The following is a 19365-nucleotide window of genomic DNA, read 5'->3' on the forward strand; positions in this document are numbered from 1 at the left end:
TTCCGGACTCGGAGCCTAGGCGTCGGCCAGGCCCACGGTGTCGAGGAGCCAGGCGAGCTCGAAGGCCGCCTCCTTCCACTTCTCGTAGCGGCCGCTCACCCCGCCGTGGCCCGCGCTCATCTCCGTCTTGAGCAGCAGCTGCGCATCGCCGGTCTTGGTGGCGCGGAGTTTGGCCACCCACTTGGCCGGCTCCACGTACAGCACGCGGGTGTCGTTGAGCCCGGTGATGGCCAGGATCGCCGGATAGTCCTTCGCCTCGACGTTCTCGTAGGGCGCGTAGGACTTCATGTACTGGTAGACTTCCTTGTCCGCCAGGGGATTACCCCACTCGTCCCACTCGGTGACGGTCAGCGGCAGCGACTCGTCCAGGATGGACGTCAGCGGGTCCACGAAGGGCACATTGGTCAGGATGCCCGCGAACAGCTCGGGCGCGAGGTTCGCCACCGCGCCCATCAGCAGCCCGCCCGCGCTGCCGCCCTCGGCGAGCATGCGGTCCGGCGCGGTGACACCGGAATCCACCAGATGCCGTGCGCAGGCGACGAAGTCGGTGAAGGTGTTCTTCTTCTCGAGCTTCTTGCCCTCCTCGTACCAGCGCCGGCCCATCTCGCCGCCACCGCGGACATGCGCGACCGCGTAGACCATGCCGCGATCCAGCAGCGACAACCGTCCCACCGAGAAGTACGGATCCATCGGCGCCTCGTAGGAGCCATAGCCGTAGAGCAGCAACGGTTTCGGACCGGCCGGGGCATCCTTGCGCATGACCACCGAGATCGGCACCCGGGTGCCGTCCGCGGCCACCGCCCAATCCCGGTGCTGCACATAGTCGTCGGGGTTGTAGTCGCCGAGCACCACCTGCTCCTTGCGCAGCAGCAGCTCGTCGGTGTCGGGCACGTAGTCGAAGATCTTCATCGGGGTGATGTAGGAGGTGACCCCGACCCGCAGCATCGGCTGCTCCCACTCCGGGTTGGCGCCGAACCCGGAGTCGAACAGCTCGAGACCGAAATCGATCTCGTGCAGTTCGCCGTACCCGGTGTCGGTCAGCGGCCAGACCGCGGCCCGCTGCATCGCGTCGCGCCGATAGCTGACCGCCAGCTTGTCGGAGAAGGACTCCAGGCCGTTGAGGCGGACATCGTCGCGGTGCGGAATCAGGATGGTCTGGTTGGTCGGATCGTGCAGCGGCGCCTCGGCGAGCACGAAGTTCTCGGCCTTGACCCCGTCGACCACGTCGTTGTGCAGGATGAGCAGTTTGTCCTCGCCGCCCACCACCGCATGATCGACCGAGTACTCGACGCCCTCGCGCCGGGGCATGATGAGCCGGAATTCGCCCTCGGGATTGTCGGCCTCCAGGATCCAGTTCTCGGTGGTGATCTTGGATTCGACGTAGAGCAGCAGGTACTTCTCCGAATTGGTCGCCGTCACGCCCACCGAGTAGTGGGCATCCGGCTCATGGAGAACCTGGACATCGGCCGACATCGGCGTGCCCAGCTTGTGCCGCCAGACGGTGTCGGACCGCCACGCGTCGTCGTAGGTCGAGTAGAAGACGTACGCGCCGTCGAGCGACCAGGTCGCGCCCTGGGTGACGCCGGTGATCTCGTCGGACAGCAGCTCACCGGTGGTCAGGTTCTTGAAGCGCAGGACATAGCGCTCGTCACCGGAGGTGTCCTCCGAGTAGGCCAGCATGTCACCGGCGTGGCTGATGGAGAACGCGCCGAGCGCGAAGTAGTCGTGGCCCTCGGCCAGCTCATTGGAGTCCAGCAGGACCACCTCGCCGGGCATGGTGGCCGACGCCTCCAGCTTGGGCGGGGTCCAGTCGTCCGGACCGGCGATCGGGCAACGGCAGTGCACGCCGTGCTGTTTGCCCTCGAAGGTGCGCGAGTAGTACCAGAACTCGCCCATCCGGGTCGGGAGCGACAGATCGGTCTCCTGGATCCGCGACTTGATCTCCTCGAAGATCTTTTCCCGCAGCGGGCCCAGCTTCGCGGTCTGCGCGTCGGTATAGGCGTTCTCCGCCTCCAGATACGCGATGACCTCGGGATCCGTCTTCTCCCGCAGCCACTCGTACTCGTCGATGAAGACATCCCCGTGGTGCACGCGCTCCATCGGAGCCCGCTTGGCGATCGGCGCCACCACCGCGTCGTCTACTGAGATCGCGCTACCACTGTCCAAAGCCATGGGCACCACGTTAGTAGCGATCCCCCACCGCGGGCCCCCGACCCGGCAATACCGGGCGTGGTGCGGCTCCCGCGCCGGTCGAGCGCGGGATCCGCCCGGTAGCCGTCACCGTATCCGTCGCTGCCGCGTCCCGTTGGCGTGCTGATGCTGCTCGTAGAGGTAGAAGACGGCGGCCTTGCGACGAGCACATTGGTCGGTTGGGCAACTTCGGTGGATCCGAAGAATGCTGTGGGCCAATTCCGCTGTGAAACGCTCGGGAACCACCGCACAGCTGTCGGAGACCGGGGCGGCTCGTTGCGGGGACCATGGCGTGCGCACCACATACCTCCTTCCACTGACAGAAGATGGAATATCCGATCCGAAGCCCTCACAAACCCTGGCATTATGAGTGCGATCTACATCACCGACCAGTACTGCTGGTGCGCACAGGGGAGGCCGACAGTGGAAGCGAAGAACCGCGTCATCGAAGCCGATGCGGTGTGGCGGCGCGGAGACGACACCGCCGACGGCGTCGAGATCGCCTTTCTGGCCAGTGGAAACATCGGATTACGAGACTCCCGCAATCCGGACGGGCCAGTACTGATCTTCACCCCCGGCGAATGGGAAGCCTTCGTGGCCGGGGCCAAGGACGGCGAATTCAACCGGCCCGGAGCCTGATTCGGGCGTGCCCGGCTCGAAATGAGCCGGGCACAACACTGTTCAGGCCCCTATCGCCGCACCGATGGTCGGCCACGACTCGTGCAGGGTGTCCTGCCAGTACGACCACGAATGCGTGCCCACCGGCGAGTGCTCCACCCGCGCCGGAATGTTCATGGCGCGCAACCGCTGCTCGAACGCGGTGACACAGGCGTCCACCCCGAATTCGATGGGGCCGCCGAAGAAGATGTTCTCCGGCAGCTGCGGCTTGATCTCCAGCTCGTGCGGGCCGGGCAGGCCGGTGCCGGTGGACAAGAAGATGGTCTTGCCGCGCAGCGCCTCGGCCAGTACCGCCGGATTGTGCTCCGTCCACGCCGGACTGCCCGGCGCGCCCCACATATTGAGCGGGTTGCCACCGCGATTGGCCACCGAGAACATCATGGCGCCCTGCGCGATCGTGGTGTCCGGGCAGGCGCTGTAGCCCGCTACCGCCCGATACAGCTCCGGATGCCGCACCGCCAGCACGAAGGCCGCGATGCCGCCCATCGACAGACCACCGATGGCGTTCACCCCGCTACCGGCGAAGTATCCGTCGATGATGGGCGGAAGCTCTTGTGTCAGAAAGGTTTCCCACCTGTAGCGGCCGAAGCGCGGGTCGTCGGACACCCAGTCGGTGTAGTAGCTGGCCTGGCCGCCCATGGGCAGCACCACGTTCACGTCCTTACCCTGGAAGAAGGGTTCGGCGTCGGTGGCATTGGTCCAGGTGCTCTGCGTCGCACCGGGATCCAGGCCGTCGAGGAGATAGTAGCTGGGGCGGTCACCGCCCGCGGCCGGATGCAGGACCTGCACCTGGATGGTGCGGCCCATGGCCGCGGAGTCGATGAAGATCGCCGAGCGGGTGGCGCTCAGCTGGTCGACGCGGACGACCTGGCCCGCGTGCGCGATTGCCGGCGGGACGGCCAGCGGATAAAGCAAACCTGCAGCGATCGCCAAAACAGCTGCGGCAACGACTCTTCGACGCATGTCCCCACCTTCATCAGCCCACCACAATCACCATCAAACGTAACTCGAGTGGCTATTGCGACGCGTGGGAATGGGGTTATGGCGTGTCGTTGGCTAACCACGCGGTCCGGATATGGTAATGCGGGTCGACTATCAGTCGGCGGCAATTCTGGACAATGCGCCCTTGATGGATCCCGCCAGGTAATCCAGGTCCGCGCGCGCCGGACTGGTCGGCCGGGCCCGCAGCCCGAATCCGTCGCCCGGAGTGCGGGGAATCACGTGCAGATGCACGTGGAACACCTCCTGCCCCGCCGTGACCCCGTCGGCCAGGAAGAAATTCACTCCGTCACAGTGCACCTCGGACTCCCGCAGGCCCGCCGCGATGCGCTGCCCCACCTGAAACAGCTTGCCGCCCAACGCCGGATCTAGCTCCGCCAGGCTCCGGACGGGCGTCTTCGGAATCACCAGCACATGCCCGGGCGTCACCGGCCGAATATCCATGAACGCCAGGCAATCCTCGTCCTCGTACACCTTGGACGACGGTGCCCGCCCGGCAACGATGTCGGAGAAGATCGTGTAAGGGTTCATGCCCGCAGAGCCTAGAGCCCCCTACCCCGCACCCGCCCGACTCGACCCAGTGGCCGGGCGAGCGACCCCGCAATCCTTCGCCTACAACCCGTTCGCCCCCGGCTCCGTTCCGGAGCCGGGGGCGAGATTCGAGAGTCGTTGTATCCCTAGAGGATCGGCGACGGCGTGTAGCGGGCGGCCTGCGGATTCGCGTCGACCAGCTTCTGGACCTGGGCGATCACATCGGCGGTCTGCGCCTCGGCCGCGCCGATGAAGGCGGAACGGTCGGCCAGGGCCGCGTCCAGGGCGGCCCGGTCCAGCGGCATGCGGTCGTCGGCGGCCAGGCGGTCCAGCAGATCGGGTTCGCGGCCCTGCTCACGCATGGCCAGCGCCACCGCCACCGCGTGCTCCTTGATGACCTCGTGGGCGGTCTCGCGGCCCACGCCCGCGCGCACCGCCGCCATCAGGATGCGGGTGGTGGCCAGGAACGGCAGATAGCGATTGAGCTCGCGGTCGACCACGGCCGGGTACGCGCCGAATTCGGCCAGCACGGTCAGGAAGGTCTCCATCATGCCGTCGATGGCGAAGAAGGCGTCCGGCAGCGCGACCCGGCGCACCACCGAGCAGAACACGTCGCCCTCGTTCCACTGCGCGCCCGCCAGCTCGGCCGCCATCGAGCCGTAGCCGCGCAGCACCACCTGCAGGCCGTTGACGCGCTCACACGAGCGGGTGTTCATCTTGTGCGGCATGGCCGAGGAGCCCACCTGACCGGGCTGGAAGCCCTCGGTGACCAGCTCGTGGCCCGCCATCAGGCGAATGGTGTGCGCGAACGAGGACGGGCCCGCGCCCACCTGCACCAGCGCGGAGAGCACATCGTGGTCCAGCGAGCGCGGGTAGATCTGGCCCACGCTGGTGAACACGTTCGCGAAACCCAGGTGGCCGGCCACCTTCTGCTCCAGCTGCGCCAGCTTGGCCGCGTCGCCGCCGAGCAGGTCCAGCATGTCCTGCGCGGTGCCCATCGGACCCTTGATGCCGCGCAACGGGTATCGGTCGATCAGCTCCCGCAGCCGGGTCAGCGCGATGAGCAATTCGTCTGCGGCGGAAGCGAATCGCTTGCCGAGGGTGGTGGCCTGCGCCGCCACATTGTGCGAGCGGCCCGCCATCACCAGCGGCTGATACTGGGCGGCCCGCTCCGCCAGCCGGGCCGCGATGGCCACGCCGTGGCCGTACACGTGCTCGAGCGACAGCCGGATCTGCAGCTGCTCCACGTTCTCGGTGAGATCCCGCGAGGTCATGCCCTTGTGCACGTGCTCGTGTCCCGCGAGCGCGTTGAACTCCTCGATCCGGGCTTTCACGTCGTGCCGGGTGACCCGCTCGCGTTCCGCGATCGACTTCAGATCCACCCGATCGATGACCCGCTCGTAGTCCTCGACGACCCCCGCCGGAACGTCCACCCCCAACTCGGCCTGGGCCCGCAACACCTCCAGCCACAACCGCCGCTCGAGCACGATCTTGTTCTCGGGAGACCACAGATGAACCAGCTCGGGGCTGGCGTAGCGGGTGGCAAGGACGTTCGGCACAAGACTCACGTTGTCCCAGTTTACCGGTGGGTTTCCCACCGGTTTGCCCCGCCGTCACCGCGGCGGAAATTCGCTCCGGCGGAGCTTCCCGGGAGTTCCCGGGAGTCGGGCCGAGTTATGCCGGTGGGGCGACGATGTCGATGATCTCGAGCAGCGCGCCCCGCGCCATGCGCCGGGGCTGCGGGTCGAATTCACCGAGCGCGGTCACCACCGCCCCATCGACGACCGCCACCAGGCGGCGGGTCTGTTCGGTGCGCACCACGCGGTCCGAGCGGCGCAGCACGTCGGTCAGCAGCTCGTCCAGCTGGCTGCGTAGTCGCAGCTGGACCTCTCGTAGTTCCGGGTGTCGGGCGGACGCGACCGAGCGCTCGTAGCGGGCGATCAGCTGGCCCCGCGCGTCCAGGTCCTGAATCTCCGGACCCACCAACAGGTCCAGCACCAATTCCACGGTGGCCTCCGCCCCACGCCGACGGTGCGTGACCTCGCCGACGCGGCGGCGCATGGCCTCCAGTTCGGCATTGCCGGAGAACTCGACCGCGCGCGCGATCAGATCCTCGAGCGATTCGAAGTAGTAGGTGGTCGACGCGAGCGGCAGATCCGCCCGGGTTGCCACCGAGCGGTGCCGGACCGCTTCGAAGCCACCTTCGAGCAGGAGCTCGGCGGCGGCACAAACCAGCGCTTGGCGACGCCGTTCGCCTTTCGGAGTCGTCGCAGTGGTCACGGTGCAATCGTGCCAGTCATCACCGGCGCTGTGTTCATTTTGCCCACTGCGCTCAATCTCCTTGGCAGATCAGGCCAAATACCGTTCCAACCGGTCCAGTGCCGCTTCGATGTCGGCGCCGGCTCCGGCGAACGAGAAGCGAACCGTGTGATGGCCGTTGCGGGTGTCGAAATCGATGCCGGGAGCCAGCGCCACGCCGGTGGCGTCGAGCACCTCGGTGCACCAGCGCATCGAATCATCGGTCAGGTGAGCGATATCCGCGTAGGCATAGAACGCACCGTCGGCAGGGGCGAGGTCGGTGATGCCGAGCTTGGGCAGCCCCGACAGCAGCAGCTGGCGATTCGCCGCATAGCGCCGCACATGACCGTCCAGTTCGGCTTTGGCCTCCGCACCGAACGCGTGCACCGCCGCGAACTGAGAAATAGCCGGAGGGCACACGGTCATATTGGACGCCAGTCGCTGCAGCGCCGGGCGCAGCGATTCCGGCACCAGCATCCAGCCCAGCCGCCAGCCGGTCATGGAGAAGTATTTGGACACCGAGCCGATGACCACCGAATCCCGAGAGGTCTCCCAGGCCGAAGAGGTCGGCTCGGTGCCGGCATAGACGATGCCGTGGTAGATCTCGTCGGAGATGAGCAGCGTCCCGTGCTCGTCGCACCAGCGGGCCAGCGCTGCCAGCTCCGCCGGCGCGATCATGGTCCCGGTCGGATTGGCCGGGCTCGCCACGATCAGGCCCGCGGGCGGCTCCGGCAGCGCCTCCAGCATGGCCACGGTCGGCTGGAACCGGGTCTCCGGCCCGCAGTCCAGTTCGACCACATCGCAGCCCAGCGCGGTCAGCGTGTTCCGGTAGGCCGGATAGCCCGGCCGGGCCACCACCACGGTGTCGCCGGGATCGAAGGCCGCCAGGAAGATGAGGGTGAACGCGCCGGAGGAACCGGTGGTCACCACGACATCGTCCGCGTCCACGCGCACCCCGTAGGTGCTGCGGTGATGCTCCGCGATGGCCTCCCGCAGCGCCAGGGTCCCGAATGTCTCGGTATAGCCCAGCAATTCGGAATCCATGGCCGCCTTGGTGGCGCGCAAAACCGCCGCCGGAGCGGGCGTGGACGGCTGCCCCGCGGCCAGCACCAGTACATCTCCGCGTGTCCGGGCCCGTTCAGCTGCTGCTTTCCAGACGTCCATCACGTAAAAAGGTGGAATGGTCGACCGGCGAGATTCGATACGCACTCGACAGACGGTAGAGCACCGACTCCCCCGCCTGTCCGGGAACTGCCACCCGAATGCCTGAGGAGGCGGCTGTGCAGGGGGGACCAGCAGCCACCGGGACCACCCCGGAGGCCGACCCGCACCCACCCGAATCCGCGCCACCGCGGACAGCCGGCGCGACGGACAGCTATACGCCGGGTGTGCGGTCGCAGCTGGCATTCCAGGACGAGCCGTCGCGGGGTCAGGAGGCGCTGGACCGGGTCCGGCGGTCGGTGGTCCGGCTCGCGGGGCAGGCGATCGCCTGGCTGCGGCTGTACGCGCCGATCGCGCGGGAACGCGCGATCGAGCTGTGGGCCCGGCGGCCGCGCTCGTGGGCCGAGACCGTCGAGCTGGTGCGGCGGGGCCGGGCCGAAGCGCGGCGGCAGTGGCCGGTGGTGCGCGCGTGGAGCATTCGGCACCGGGTGCTGATCGCCGGTGTGGTCGCGGTGCTGGTGCTCGCGAGCGCGGACGGCGCGCTGGGCCTGCTGCCCACCGACGCCGAGGTGGGTCCCGGTGTGGCGCTGCGGGTTCCGGTGCAGTATCCGCTGCAGGTGCAGGCCTCCCCGGAGACGTCGAAACGGTATCTGGACGCCATCAACAACGGTGAGCATCTGCGCGAGCAGGCGGTGGTCTCGGCGGCCGCGGCGGCCACGCTGGAGCGGGCCAAGGCGGAGGCCGCGGCGGCCGTCGCCGGGCAGCCGCAGCCATGGATGACGCCGTCACCGGACAGTTCGCTGCCGCCCGGCTTCGTGATTCCCGGCGCCGGCGGGTTCGCGCTGCCCGCGAAGGGCGTGTTCACCTCCGGATTCGGCGCGCGCTGGGGCACCTTCCACGCGGGCATCGACATCGCCGCGCCGCTCGGCTCACCGATCTACGCGGTGGCGGCGGGCACCGTCATCGACGCGGGCCCGGCCCAGGGCTTCGGACTGTGGGTGCGCATCCGCCACGACGACGGCACCATCTCCGTCTACGGGCACATGTACGACTTCTCGGTGTCGGTCGGCGAGCGCGTCCCGGCGGGCCTGCAGATCGCGCGCATCGGCAATCGCGGCGACTCGACGGGACCGCACCTGCACTTCGAGATCATCATCAACGGCCAGCACGTGGACCCGCAGCCCTGGCTGGCCCAACACGGCATCATCGTCGGCTGAGCGCTCCCGCCTCCCCGAGACTTCAACGCACGGCTCGGGAGCCGTTGACCGTTGGCGACGCGTGCCGGCGGTTCAGGGCCGAAACAATTTCGGGGGTACCCGGGGAGTTACCCGGATCGGCGCGAAATCAGTTGTCGCGCCGGCATTCGAACTTCAGGCGCGATATTCGGATTTCGGGTCGGCATTCGCCTTCAGGCGGAGGCTGGGACGGTGATGCGCCCCTCGGTGGCCGCCAGCGCGATATCGGTGCGGAAGTGGCCGCCCGGCAGCTTGATTCCGGCCAGCCGGTCGTAGGCGTTCTTGCGGGCCTCGGCGAGATCCGCGCCCTGGCCGACGATGGCGAGCACGCGGCCGCCCGCGGACACCAGCACGCCGTCCTCACGTTGCGCGGTGCCGGCGTGCAGCACCTCGGATTCGGTTCCGGTGCCGGTGGATTCGGCCCCGGTGATGACATCGCCGCTGCGCGGGCGGGCCGGGTAGTTCTCGGCGGCCAGCACCACGGTGACGGCGGCACCGTCCTTCCAGCGCGGCGCGGGCACCTGGTCCAGGGTGCCGGTCGCGGTGGCGTACAGCAGCTCGCCCAGCGGGCTGTCCAGCATGGCCAGCACGGCCTGGGTCTCGGGATCGCCGAAGCGGCAGTTGAATTCGATGACGGCCGGCCCGGCCTGCCCGACGGCGAGACCGGCGTACAGCAGGCCGCTGAACGGCACGCCGCGGCGAACCATCTCGGCCGCAACGGGTTTCACCACATCATTGACAATGGCCTGCAGGGTCTGGTCCGGCAGCCACGGCAGCGGCGTGTACGCGCCCATGCCGCCGGTGTTCGGCCCGGTGTCGCCGTCGCCGACCCGCTTGTGGTCCTGCGCGGGCAGCAGCGGCACCACGGTCTCGCCGTCGACCAGGCAGAACAGCGACACCTCGGGGCCGTCGAGGAACGACTCCAGCAGCACCGGGTGGCCCTGCTCGAGCAGTTCGGCGCCGTGCTCGCGGGCCACCGACCGGTCCGGGGTCACCACGACGCCCTTGCCGGCGGCCAGGCCGTCGTCCTTGACCACCCAGGTCGGCCCGAAACGATCCAGCGCCGCATCCAATTCGCCCGGATGATCGACGATCTCGCTGTGCGCGGTGCGCACCCCGGCCGCGTTCATGACGTCCTTGGCGAAGGCCTTCGAGCCCTCGATCCGCGCGGCGGCGGCGGACGGGCCGAACGCCGGGATACCGGCGGCCCGCACCGCGTCGGCCACGCCGAGCACCAGCGGCACCTCGGGTCCGACCACGACCAGATCGACGCTCAGCTCCTGGGCGAGCGCGGTCACCTCCGCCCCGGAGGTGGCGTCCACCGCACGCACCTCGGCGTGCTGGGCGATGCCGGCATTGCCGGGCGCCGCATACACGGCGGACACCGCCGGGTCCTTGCGCAGTGCCAGGACGAGGGCATGTTCACGGGCTCCGGAACCGATGACGAGTACGCGCACGGCAGACAGCTTAAAGGGCTGGGCAGATGCAATCGGTAGCGGTCTGTTGTGCGTTCGCGCGGGGGTGTCCTTCCCCGCGTAAGGTCCGGGGCATGGCTTCTGTTTTCTCCGCAATCATCGACGGTCAGCTGCCGGGCCGGTTCGTCTGGGAGGACGACGAATTCGTCGGTTTCCTCACGATCGCCCCGGTGACGCAGGGGCACACGCTCGTCGTGCCGCGCAAGGAGATCGACCAGTGGCAGGACGTCGATCCGGGCACCTTCGCGCGCCTGACCGCGGTCGCCCAGAAGATCGGCCAGGCCGTGCGGGCCGCCTGGGACGCCCCGCGGGCGGGCCTGCTCATCGCGGGCCTCGAGGTGCCGCACCTGCACATGCACGTCTTCCCGGCCTTCCACCTGGGTGACTTCGACATCAGCGGGGCGGACCCGGAACCCAGCAAGGAATCCCTCGACGAGGCGCAGGCCATGATCAAGCAGGCCCTGCGCGACCTCGGTTACGGCGCGAACGTCCCCGCGTAGTGAACCCGGGTGCCCGCGTCCCGCGCGGGCACCCCGCTCAGCGCGGTTCGCGCGGCAGCCGGACGGTGAACGTGGTGCCCTCCCCCGGCTCGCTGGTCACCGACACCTTGCCGCCGTGCGCGTCGACCAGCGCATGCACGATCGACAGTCCCAGTCCCGTACCGCCGCTGTCCCGGCTGCGGGACGCATCGGTGCGATAGAAGCGTTCGAAGACCCGCTCGGCCTGCTCGGCCTCCAGTCCCGGCCCGGTGTCGGCGACCTCGATGAGCACCTCGTCGGCGGCCGGGGTGAGCCGCACCGTCACCTCCGCCTCGGGCGGGGTGTGCACCAGCGCGTTGTTGATCAGATTGGCCAGCACCTGCCGCAGTCGCGTCTCGTCGCCGAGCATCTCCAGAGTGCCGGGCCCGGGCCGGATTTCGAGGTCGATCTTGCGTTCGGGCCCCTCCGAGTGCTGAGCCGCCGCCAGGGCGCGGGCACTGTGCACGGCATCGCTGGCCATCATGAGCAGGTCCATCGGCCGCCGTTCGATCGGTCGCTGCGCGTCCAGCCGGGCCAGCATGAGCAGGTCCTCGACCAGCAGCCCCATCCGCTTGGACTCGCGTTCGATGCGGTCCATCAGCATGTCCGGATCGGTGATCGCGCCCTGCCGGTACAGCTCGGAGAAACCCTTGATGGTGGTGAGCGGGGTGCGCAGTTCGTGGCTGGCGTCGGCGACGAAGCGCCGCATCTTGGCCTCGGAGCGCCGCGCCGCCTCCTCGGAGGCCTCGGTGGCGGCGAAGGCCTGCTGGATCTGGGTCAGCATGGTGTTCAGCGACTGTGAGAGGTGGTCGACCTCGGTGTCGGTGCCGCGCACCGGAACTCGCTGATGCAGGTCGCCGCCCGCGATGGCGGCCGCGGTGCGCTCGACCTCCCGCAGCGGCCGCAGACTGCGCCGGATCACGATGCGTGCCACCGCCGCCAGCGCCGCCAGTACCAGCGCGCCGATCACCAGTTGCAGCACGATCAGCTTGTCCAGCAGCGAGTTCGTCTCGTCCATGCGCAGTGCGATGGTGCTGGTGCCGTACTCGTTGACGGTCCGCAGCACCCGCCACTCCTCGGTGGACGCGCCCACCGAGCCGACGGTCTCCGGCCGGTTGCCCAGGTCCGCGGGCACCTCGGGCTGCTGCACGCCCGCCGACAGGCTCAGCGTGACCTGGCCCGTCGCATCCTGCACCTGCACCCAGTACAGGTGCGGCGGCCGTTCCCGCCCGCGCACGGTGGGCAGCGGTTCCGGACGTTGCGCGCCGGGCGCGGCCCAGCTGTGAGCGGCGTCGTAGAGCTGCCGGTCGATGCGTTCGACCAGCACATTGCGCATCAGCGAGGTGACCGCGATACCCGAGACCAGCAGCCCGAATCCGACCAGGGACACCAGCGCGAGCACCAGGGTGGTGCGCAGCGGCACCGCGGCGAGCCGGTCGGCGAGCTTGCCCCGGAGACTGCGAGCCGTGCCTTTGCCGTCGACCGGCGGGGCAGCGTTCACGCGTTGGCCGTCTTACCGCGCGGCTCCCGCATGACGTAGCCGACCCCGCGCAGGGTGTGGATGAGCCGATCCGGTCCGGTGTCGACCTTTTTGCGCAGGTAGGACACATAGGTTTCGACCACGCCGACCTCGCCGCCGAAGTCGTAGCGCCAGACGTGGTCCAGGATCCGCGGCTTGCTCAGCACGGTGCCGGCATTGACCAGGAAGTACCGCAGCAGCGTGAACTCGGTGGGTGACAGGGCAACCGGTTCGCCCGCCTTCCACACCTCGTGGGTGTCGTCGTCGAGTTCGATATCGGCGAACCGCAGCCGCGACGTCTTGGTCTCCGGCGCCGAGCGCCCGGACCGCCGCAGAATCACCCGCAGCCGCGCGACCACCTCTTCGAGGCTGAACGGCTTGGTGACGTAGTCGTCGGCCCCGAGCGTCAGTCCGGTGATCTTGTCGTCCACGTCGTCACGCGCGGTCAGGAACAGCACCGGGGCGTCGATCCCGTCGGCCCGGAGCCGCCGCAGCAGCCCGAACCCGTCCATCCCGGGCATCATCACATCGATGATCAGGGCATCCGGCCGGAAGGTCTTGGCCTTGTCCAGCCCCTCGGTGCCGCTCGCGGCACTCGCGACCTCGAACCCTTGATACCGCAGGCTCACCGACAGTAGCTCGACGATCATGGGCTCGTCGTCAACGACGAGCACCCTCGCCTCGGGTTCGCGCGGCTGAACGGGCACACCTGTCATAAGGCCATATTCTGCGCTTCCCCCGCGAAGAACCTGACCCTTCCCTGGGAGTTTCCTGCGAGGAGCACACCAACCTGGACACCCGACGGTCGGGGAACTACCAGGAACGTGGATCGACCGTCACGGGGAATGAATTGATGGTCGCAAGGACGGGTCCCGGTTTGTTCATGCCCTCGAGGTCCAGCGGCTCTACATGCGCATAGACATCGTTCTGTGGCGATGTCGCCGGTGTAGGTCACCTCCGCGCCCTTGCAGAGATGTTGCTGATCTACCCCCTTCGTAGATCAGCAACATCGACAACGGGTCAGCCCTGCTCGCGTTCGATTTCGCCGAGCAGCGTGGCGAGCGACTCATTTAGCCAAAGGTTAAGTGCGCGTATAGATTCGGGTCGACCGGATTTGCGACGAACCTCTTCCGGGATTGCGACAACACTGAAGAGGGACGCAGGTGTCCGAGCTGGAATTGTCAAGCGACACCACATCCGAGGTGCCGAAGGACGACCGACCGGCGTACTGGCGCGAGCAGGTTTCCACCAATCAGGGCGGAGCGCGGATCGACTTCAGCGATTGGCCGAACTTCGATGGCGCGCTGCGGGTTCAGCGCCTGGCGGGCTATCAGTTGGGCGACTTCCAGAATGTGCAGTTCGAATCCACCGAGATTTCCTATGAACGCACGCCGGCCCAGGTCGAGGCGGACGGCGACCGCAGCGCCCGATTGCTGATCCCGCGCAGCGGAACCCTCGGTATCGAGCAACACGGCACACGAGTGCTGCTGCGGCCTGGTCAGATGGGCGTCGTGGATTGGGGCCAGCGCATGGTGCTCTCCCACGCCGACCACGTGCGGAGCTGGATTCTGAACGTTCCCGCCGGCACCCTGCGCTTGTCTCCCGGTGGACCGCCGCATCTGGCATTGGACGCCCACGACCCGCTGCTCGGGTCCGTGCTTGCGCTCACCGAACAGCTCGACCGCCACGGCGACACGATGACGGCGGCCCAATTCTTGAAGATCAGCACGCACTGGACCGGGCTACTGGCCGGTGCTCTGGACGAACGCTGGGCCCCGGAGAACACGAAACTGGCCGCGATATCCCGAGATGCGCGCCTGCACATTCGCAGATACTCCGATGATCCGCGGGTCACTGTGGAAACCGTCGCCGAATATCTCGGCATCACACGTCGCCAGCTCGAACGTGCCATGCGAGTGGCGGGCACTACTCCCCATAGCTACCTGCTCACCGCCCGTCTCGAACGGGCGGTGGCACGCCTCTCCGATCCACGGAATCGACGCCGAACCATCGCCGATATCGCCTACGAGAGCGGGTTTTCGGCTCTGTCGGTCTTCAACAAGGCCTGCCGGGACAGATACCACGCTTCTCCTGGCCGGCTACGGCAACGAAGCGTCTAGCCAGACGAGATGGATCGATGGCCGCCCTCGCCGGGCACCAGCAACTCGCGGCGGCCCAGATCGATAGTGTGATTGGTCTCACACCGCAGATGCGGCCCCGCGCTATCCAAGTTGCTCTCGCTCAAAAGGAAGCAGGCTCTGACCCGATTTTGCAGGTCAGAGCCTTTTTGAGCCCCCTGTCAGGATTGAACTGACGACCTTTCGCTTACAAGGCGAGTGCTCTACCACTGAGCTAAGGAGGCGGAAAGCGGTGCCATCATAACCGGGGTGGCCGGCTGCGCGGAAAAGCCGGCGTCCCAGTCGGAACGATGCTGCGTGGAGGACCGGAGCGCGGCCGGGCGACGCTCGTGGCATCGACCAGCCGCGTTCGGAAGCCGTTCGCGCAGTATCGGACTAACCGCAGGGTGTCAGGACTGAGCCGCCTGACGAGCCGCGTCGTCCGCCGCCATGGCGTCACGCAGGCTCTTCGGACGCATATCCGTCCAGTTCTTCTCGACGTACTCGACGCACGCGGCGCGGCTGTCCTCGCCGAAAACGACTCGCCAACCCGCCGGAACCTCGGCGAAGGCGGGCCACAGGGAGTGCTGTTCCTCATCGTTGACCAGGACGAAGAACCGGCCGTCTTCGTCATCGAAGGGATTGGTGCTCATTTCACCTCACTGGATACTGGCGCTGTGTACGGGAACGTAGACGGATCGTCCAGTCACCGCAGTGATGGAACGAGCCCCCGACGTTGATTCGACCCTAGCAAGGCAGGCGTTACCGCTGGGCGGTTACCTGCACTTCGTTCAGGCCGCGAAGAATTCGAGCAGGATCTTGTTGACGGCCTCCGGTTGTTCCAGATAGCCGAAGTGTCCGGCGTCGGGAACCTCCTGGTAACGGGCTCCCGGAATGATATCGGCGACCTCGCGGGAAAGGTAGGGCGGGATCATCCGATCGTCCGCGAAGCCCATGGACAGGCAGGGCACGGTGATGGCCCGGTAGGCCTCGGTGCGGTCGAAGTCGTGGTCCATGCGCCGCTGGGCGCGCACGCCGGGCGAGGCCGGGCCGCCGGTGAATTCGAACAGGTCGAGCCAGTCGCGAGCGGCGTGCGGGTCGGCCATGGTGGCCGGCGAGAGGTTCATGATGGCGGTCATGGCGGCCTCGTATTTGGCGGGCAGCCGGGTGCCGGAGGCGTCGAGTTCGTGTTCGCCGAACGAGAGCGTCTTCTGGAACTGGTCGAGCCGGGCGTGTCCGGCCATGAAGATGGCCTTGCGGACCAGGTCGGGCCGGGCCAGCGCGAGTTCCTGCGCGACCCGCGCGCCCATGGACTGACCGACCACCAGGGCCGGTCCCTCGTCGAGGAATTCGATGAGGGCGGCGGTGTCGCGCACCAGGTCCTCGATGGTGATCCCGGTGGGCGATTCGAAGGACGGTGCGATGCCGCGGTTGTCGAAGGTGCAGACCCGGAATCCGGCGGCGACCAGCGCGGGCACCTGGTGCAGTTCCCACACCCGGCCGCCGCTGCCGGTGCCCATGATCATGACGACCAGCGGCGCGGACCCCTTGACGTCGGTGCCCTTGGACCGGTCTCCCTTGACCTGGTAGTTCAGCGAGATTCCGTTCACCGTCGCCAACGGCATGCTTGCGACCCCTTCGCCACGTTTCCGATTTGCACGTTCCGTAGACCGTATAGGCATGGGGGCCCGGAACGTTTCGCCCGGTGCCGCCGACCGTGCGGTCTGGTCGGCAGGTCTCGTGACCACGACCATTGCGGTTAGGGCTCGCAATGTACGCAGCGCACGGTCTCGACTTTCCTGGCAGATACGATGGACTCCTCGCACCGAGCAGACTTCCCCGAGAGGACATGAGATGGCCGCGAAGACCGGCGCAAACGACATCGCGGACGACGATCTGGAACCGCTCGCCGACGAAACCGCTCGACAGGCCCAGCGCGTGGTGGCCGCCTACGCCACCGACGCCGACGAGTGCCGCATGCTGCTGTCCATGTTGGGCATCGCTCCGACGCGAGGCGAATGACCCGTGCACCCGGATAGCTCCGGCTCTGGTTTCGTCGTCGTCGCCAACCGGCTTCCGGTCGATCTGGAGCGACTGCCCGATGGAACCACTCGCTGGAAGCGCAGCCCCGGCGGCCTGGTGACCGCGCTGGAACCGGTACTGCGCAACAACAAAGGCGCCTGGGTCGGCTGGGCCGGCGTCCCGGATGTGGATCTGGATCCGATCGTCGAGGACGGTCTGGAACTGCATCCGGTGCCACTGTCGGGCGACGAGGTCGCCGATTACTACGAGGGCTTCTCCAACGCGACGCTGTGGCCGCTGTATCACGACGTGATCGTGCGGCCGGTCTACGACCGCCAGTGGTGGCAGGCGTACGTCCAGGTGAACCGCCGTTTCGCCGAGTACACCGCCAAGGTGGCCGCCGAGGGCGCGACAGTGTGGGTGCAGGACTACCAGTTGCAGCTGGTGCCGAAGATGCTGCGCATGCTGCGGCCCGATCTGACCATCGGATTCTTCCTGCACATTCCGTTCCCACCGGTGGAACTGTTCATGCAGATGCCGTGGCGCACCGAGATCGTCGAGGGCCTGCTGGGCGCCGACCTGATCGGCTTCCACCTGCCGGGCGGCGCGCAGAACTTCCTGTATCTGGCCAGAAGGCTGGCCGGCCAGCCGACGTCGCGCGGCAATGTGGGCGTGCGTTCGAAACTCGGTGTGGTGCAGGTGGGTTTCCGCACCGTGCGGGTGGGCGCGTTCCCGATCTCCATCACCTCCACCGAGCTGGACGAGTATTCGCGCCGCCGCGGGGTACGGGAGCGGGCCGCGAAAATCCGTGCGGAGCTGGGCAATCCGAAGACGATCCTGCTGGGTGTGGACCGCCTGGACTACACCAAGGGCATCGACATCCGGCTGGCCGCGCTGGAGGAACTGCTGCACGACGGCCGCATCGATCCGGCGGACACGGTGATGGTGCAGCTGGCCACGCCGAGCCGGGAACGGGTCGAGTCCTACAAGCAGATGCGTGGCGATATCGAACGCCAGGTGGGCCGGATCAACGGCGAGTTCTCCCGGGTGGGTTATCCGGTGGTGCACTATCTGCACCGCCCGATCCCGCGCGACGAGCTGATCGCGTTCTTCGTGGCCGCCGATGTCATGGTGGTGACGCCGCTGCGCGACGGCATGAATCTGGTCGCCAAGGAGTACGTGGCGTGTCAGGGCAGCCTCAACGGTGCGCTGGTGCTGAGCGAATTCACCGGCGCGGCAGCGGAATTGCGGCAGGCCTACCTGTGCAATCCGCACGATCTCGACAGCGTCAAGGACGCCCTGATCGGCGCGATCGACGACGACCGCGACACCCGTCGCCGCCGGATGCGCTCGATGCGGCGCCAGGTCCTCACCCATGACGTCGACCGGTGGGCGCGTGCCTTCCTCGACGCCCTGGCCACCGATCGCGTCGCCGGCAGCGCCCTGCTGACCGACGACGACGTGGATCCGGACCTGAGCCGCTGACCCGGTCGTAAGGTGAACGCCCCCTGAGGATTTCAGGGGGCGTTCGGCATATCGGGCCTAGTCCGCCTCGCCGTCGAGTTGGTCGAACCGGTAAGTGACTCCGGTGAGCCGTTCGGATTCGGCCCACAGCTGGGCCGCCAGCTCGGGATCGCGGGTGCGGTCCCCGGCCGCGTTCGGCACCGGGTAGCCCTTGGTCGAGCCGGTGGGGCCGTAGAAGTCACCGCCGCGCACGCCGGGGTCGGTGGCGGCGCGCAGGCTCGGCAGCGCACCCATCTCGACGGTCTGCATGACGATCCGGAACACCCAGCGCAGTGAGGGCCGGGACAGGAAGGCGACTGCGGGACCGAAGTTCTGGGCGAAGTCGGATTCGGCGGCGCCCGGGTGGGCCAGCACCGAGATCAGCCGGCTGCCGATGCCGTTGAGCTGCCGCTGCAGTTCGAATGCGAAGCTGGCGTTGGCCTGCTTGGACTGCGCGTAGGCGGGGTAGGCCTTGTAGGTGCGCCGCTCGTAGGTGAGGTCGTCGAGGTCGAGCCAGGTGCCCTTCTGCGCGGGGACCCCGCTGGTCACCGTGACGACGCGGGCCTGCGGCGCCGCGTGCAGCAGATCGAGCAGGAGTCCGGTGAATGCGAACGGGCCCAGATGGTTTGTGCCGAAGGTGGTTTCGAACCCGTCCTCGGTGACGGTCCGCTCCCGGCTCAGCGTGCCCGCATTGTTCACCAGCAGGTCGATCTGCCCGAAGTCGTCGTGCAGCCGTGTCGCGGCCCGGTGGACCGATTTCAGCGACGTCAGATCCAGTTCCACGAACGGCAAGTCGGCGTCCGGCGTGGTCCGGCGGATGGTTTCCGCCGCGGCCGCGGCCTTGTCGGCGTTGCGGCAGGCGAGGACCACCCGGGCGCCGTGTTCGGCGAGCCGCAGCGCGGTCTCCAACCCCAGCCCGGCACTGGCCCCCGTCACAATGGCGGTGCGCCCCTGCAGATTCGGGATGTCGGCGGCGGTCCACGGCGCCTTCTTGTTCTCCACGTGCTGCATCCTGACCGGTCGGGTTTCACTCAACTCTGTGACCTTAACCCGGTCCCCGGTGGGCCGCAGCCGCGCCGAGCCGCGGCCCCTACGCGAAAGTGAGCCGCGCGATCAGAT

Annotated in this window: 18 protein-coding genes and 1 tRNA gene; 6 read left to right on the forward strand and 13 right to left on the reverse strand. The window is 67.9% G+C overall.

The window, feature by feature from the left end; all coding sequences use genetic code 11:
* Positions 1-15: 15 nt before the first annotated feature.
* The gene (locus ACWEKS_RS01040; protein ID WP_452338223.1) at positions 16-2172 is read right to left on the reverse strand and encodes a S9 family peptidase; all 2157 of its coding nucleotides are present in this window, start codon (positions 2170-2172) and stop codon (positions 16-18) included.
* Between the two features lie 384 nt (positions 2173-2556).
* Here ACWEKS_RS01040 and ACWEKS_RS01045 point away from each other — a divergent pair, with 384 nt between their 5' ends.
* A complete protein-coding gene (locus ACWEKS_RS01045) occupies positions 2557-2829 on the forward strand; it encodes a DUF397 domain-containing protein (protein WP_083868551.1) in 273 nt (90 codons plus the stop codon).
* A 42-nt stretch (positions 2830-2871) separates the two neighbouring features.
* Here the strand turns inward: ACWEKS_RS01045 and ACWEKS_RS01050 are convergent, their stop codons facing one another.
* The 5 genes from ACWEKS_RS01050 to ACWEKS_RS01070 all read right to left on the reverse strand — a co-directional run bounded on the left by ACWEKS_RS01050 (position 2872) and on the right by ACWEKS_RS01070 (position 7905).
* Complete coding sequence (locus ACWEKS_RS01050; protein ID WP_452338224.1) at positions 2872-3831, reverse strand: alpha/beta hydrolase; 960 nt, start codon at positions 3829-3831, stop codon at positions 2872-2874.
* Positions 3832-3963: 132 nt separating this feature from the next.
* Positions 3964-4398: an HIT family protein gene (locus ACWEKS_RS01055; RefSeq protein WP_452338225.1), complete on the reverse strand. Its 435-nt coding sequence runs from the start codon at positions 4396-4398 to the stop codon at positions 3964-3966.
* Between the two features lie 146 nt (positions 4399-4544).
* Entirely contained in the window at positions 4545-5966 is a 1422-nt protein-coding gene (purB, locus tag ACWEKS_RS01060; protein WP_452338226.1) for an adenylosuccinate lyase, read from the reverse strand.
* A gap of 106 nt (positions 5967-6072) precedes the next feature.
* The gene (locus tag ACWEKS_RS01065) at positions 6073-6678 is read right to left on the reverse strand and encodes a TetR/AcrR family transcriptional regulator (protein ID WP_452338227.1); all 606 of its coding nucleotides are present in this window, start codon (positions 6676-6678) and stop codon (positions 6073-6075) included.
* 69 nt (positions 6679-6747) lie between these two features.
* Positions 6748-7905, reverse strand: a complete 1158-nt coding sequence (locus ACWEKS_RS01070) for a pyridoxal phosphate-dependent aminotransferase (RefSeq protein WP_452338228.1) — start codon at positions 7903-7905, stop codon at positions 6748-6750.
* A 71-nt stretch (positions 7906-7976) separates the two neighbouring features.
* On the opposite strand from ACWEKS_RS01070, the gene ACWEKS_RS01075 reads away from it, so the two are divergent.
* The gene (locus ACWEKS_RS01075) at positions 7977-9074 is read left to right on the forward strand and encodes a M23 family metallopeptidase (protein ID WP_452338229.1); all 1098 of its coding nucleotides are present in this window, start codon (positions 7977-7979) and stop codon (positions 9072-9074) included.
* Between the two features lie 191 nt (positions 9075-9265).
* Here the strand turns inward: ACWEKS_RS01075 and purD are convergent, their stop codons facing one another.
* Complete coding sequence (gene purD / locus ACWEKS_RS01080) at positions 9266-10549, reverse strand: phosphoribosylamine--glycine ligase (protein WP_452338230.1); 1284 nt, start codon at positions 10547-10549, stop codon at positions 9266-9268.
* Between the two features lie 92 nt (positions 10550-10641).
* Here purD and ACWEKS_RS01085 point away from each other — a divergent pair, with 92 nt between their 5' ends.
* Entirely contained in the window at positions 10642-11067 is a 426-nt protein-coding gene (locus ACWEKS_RS01085; RefSeq protein WP_354831079.1) for an HIT family protein, read from the forward strand.
* 37 nt (positions 11068-11104) lie between these two features.
* On the opposite strand, the gene ACWEKS_RS01090 is transcribed toward ACWEKS_RS01085, so the two are convergent.
* Entirely contained in the window at positions 11105-12508 is a 1404-nt protein-coding gene (locus ACWEKS_RS01090; RefSeq protein WP_452338316.1) for a sensor histidine kinase, read from the reverse strand.
* Between the two features lie 74 nt (positions 12509-12582).
* Entirely contained in the window at positions 12583-13320 is a 738-nt protein-coding gene (locus ACWEKS_RS01095) for a response regulator transcription factor (protein WP_354831085.1), read from the reverse strand.
* A 447-nt stretch (positions 13321-13767) separates the two neighbouring features.
* Here ACWEKS_RS01095 and ACWEKS_RS01100 point away from each other — a divergent pair, with 447 nt between their 5' ends.
* Positions 13768-14724, forward strand: coding sequence for an AraC family transcriptional regulator (locus ACWEKS_RS01100; RefSeq protein WP_452338231.1), 957 nt, complete (start codon positions 13768-13770; stop codon positions 14722-14724).
* A 170-nt stretch (positions 14725-14894) separates the two neighbouring features.
* Here the strand turns inward: ACWEKS_RS01100 and ACWEKS_RS01105 are convergent.
* The 3 genes from ACWEKS_RS01105 to ACWEKS_RS01115 form a co-directional block, all read right to left on the reverse strand.
* A tRNA-Thr gene (locus ACWEKS_RS01105) sits at positions 14895-14966 on the reverse strand.
* A gap of 165 nt (positions 14967-15131) precedes the next feature.
* The gene (locus ACWEKS_RS01110; RefSeq protein WP_019931522.1) at positions 15132-15374 is read right to left on the reverse strand and encodes an MbtH family protein; all 243 of its coding nucleotides are present in this window, start codon (positions 15372-15374) and stop codon (positions 15132-15134) included.
* A gap of 138 nt (positions 15375-15512) precedes the next feature.
* Entirely contained in the window at positions 15513-16346 is an 834-nt protein-coding gene (locus ACWEKS_RS01115) for an alpha/beta fold hydrolase (RefSeq protein ID WP_452338232.1), read from the reverse strand.
* A gap of 229 nt (positions 16347-16575) precedes the next feature.
* Here ACWEKS_RS01115 and ACWEKS_RS01120 point away from each other — a divergent pair, with 229 nt between their 5' ends.
* Together ACWEKS_RS01120 and ACWEKS_RS01125 are read left to right on the forward strand one after the other, a co-directional pair.
* Positions 16576-16743 (forward strand): hypothetical protein, encoded by a 168-nt coding sequence (locus ACWEKS_RS01120; protein WP_167659823.1) that lies wholly within the window; start codon positions 16576-16578, stop codon positions 16741-16743.
* A 3-nt stretch (positions 16744-16746) separates the two neighbouring features.
* Complete coding sequence (locus ACWEKS_RS01125) at positions 16747-18228, forward strand: alpha,alpha-trehalose-phosphate synthase (UDP-forming) (RefSeq protein WP_364606162.1); 1482 nt, start codon at positions 16747-16749, stop codon at positions 18226-18228.
* A gap of 57 nt (positions 18229-18285) precedes the next feature.
* Here the strand turns inward: ACWEKS_RS01125 and ACWEKS_RS01130 are convergent, their stop codons facing one another.
* The gene (locus ACWEKS_RS01130) at positions 18286-19257 is read right to left on the reverse strand and encodes an oxidoreductase (protein ID WP_452338317.1); all 972 of its coding nucleotides are present in this window, start codon (positions 19255-19257) and stop codon (positions 18286-18288) included.
* Positions 19258-19365: the final 108 nt, after the last annotated feature.

The sequence above is a fragment of the Nocardia sp. NPDC004711 genome, assembly GCF_053601595.1.